1 protein-coding gene and 1 pseudogene are annotated in these 1,641 nt (G+C 35.7%); both read right to left on the bottom strand.

Features of this window, described 5'->3' with window-relative positions; genetic code table 11:
* Positions 1-175 precede the first annotated feature (175 nt).
* Positions 176-583 (bottom strand): hypothetical protein, encoded by a 408-nt coding sequence (locus PAN06_RS14135; protein WP_004264034.1) that lies wholly within the window; start codon positions 581-583, stop codon positions 176-178.
* Between the two features lie 12 nt (positions 584-595).
* Positions 596-1,641, bottom strand: a pseudogene (locus tag PAN06_RS14130) (hypothetical protein); the annotation flags it as partial.

Raw genomic sequence — 1,641 nt, 5'->3', positions numbered from 1 at the left:
AGGCACCGGCTTCCCCTATCGCAAACTGGGTCAAGCCCTTGACAACGCTCTGAGTCTGCCCTATGGGAATCATGATGGCACTCGCTGTCACAAAGATCCCACCAACCTGATGATACAGCTTGTCATTTGATATTCCCTAATTGAAATTATTTATAGAGAGTTATTACATATTGCATCACTTAAATAAAAAAATTATACTGGTCTCACCCGATTTTGTATCAATATATGATATTATTTCCGCAAAAGAGGTATTAAATTTAGTAGAGTATGTAGTTTTTTCGGAAAATCTACCATATTGTTTTTCTAACCACTTATCCTGTATCTGTCTTATATCTTGTAGTTTATATTCATACATATTCGAATAATTTATCGGATCATTTGATTGATAAATACTTAACTTTAAAGATTCAAGAATGTTATTTTTAAAATTAAAATCTGCCCAAAATTCTAATCCTTCAATCTTGACGGGAGATTTTAACATAAATAAATTAGAACTTTCTTCCTGTTTAAGATAATTTTTAAAATTATTATAAAATATTTCTTTCGTTAATTGTTTGTCAATAACTGTATTATTTATAATCATTTGAACTCCTGATCATTTTAAATTATGTAGCTTCTGTTCAATTTCTGCATACTTAGAAAGGTTAACTTTATAGTTATTTAGCTTGATGTTTGATGTTTTAACAGGAACAATAAATTTATTATGTACAGCCTCTCGAAAATCTGGGACGAAATATTGAGTTAGTCCCCCTTGGCCAAATTGAGGATTAGATAATGTTATGCCTGTTGCCGAATTTATATCCTCATTAAACTTATAAGCCCCCATTATTTTTCTATACTCAGCAGAATCCATTCCTCGAACGTAGTATGGTTTCACTTGGACACCTTCAAACAACTTAGTGGCATTATTTCCAACATCAGTAATCGTTTTTTCAGAAACCATATAACCTGTTGGAAACGGTTCACCCACAAATAAAATATCTCCCTTTTTAATTAGAATATTTTGATATTCATCAACTCCTGTATAAGGAAAGTCTCCTTGCCAAGATTTGGCAATTTCAACTGGATCATAATTCTTTACAAACCTCTTTAGTTTCGGTGTATTTATTCTTTTATGTAATTCTTCAGAACTAATTTTCCCATATTTATTGTGTAAATATTCCAAGCGAGATGGTTCAGACATGTTTACTGAACTTTGAGAATCTATTTTATGCACTCCCACATCTCCAAACCTACTTGGAGTTGCAATATCCTTAACTCTAGGCACAACCACATCACCTGACTTGACTCCGCTAACAGCATTTGATACGTTGTCGCCTGATATCTGCTTGACCTTCGGTACATCCACTCTGACTGCTGGATGGCTTTTCAGCTTAGCCAGGGTCTCATCAGCTGGGCTGGCTTTCAGATGCAGGTCTGGCCTACTACTCAAACGTACATTAGCTGGTTCCAGCTTGGGTAGTTGCTTGCCTTGAAGTGGGACATCCAGATGAGATGGTTTAGCGCTTGGTAGATCTACTTTCACCTTATTGAGACTAAACTTGCTGGCTGCTGAGGAGACCACATAACCTCCTACGATATTCCCGATAAAGTTTGCGGTTTGGGCATCTTCCTCACTTCCACCTAGGAGCTTAGTCCCAT

The organism is Streptococcus sp. SM3, assembly GCF_027497875.1.
This window is presented reverse-complemented; position numbering and strand designations above follow the sequence as displayed.

Excerpts from the sequence above, each read along its gene's own strand:
- PAN06_RS14135 (WP_004264034.1), bottom strand. The coding sequence starts at position 583 with ATGATTATAAATAATACAGTTATTGACAAACAATTAACGAAAGAAATA.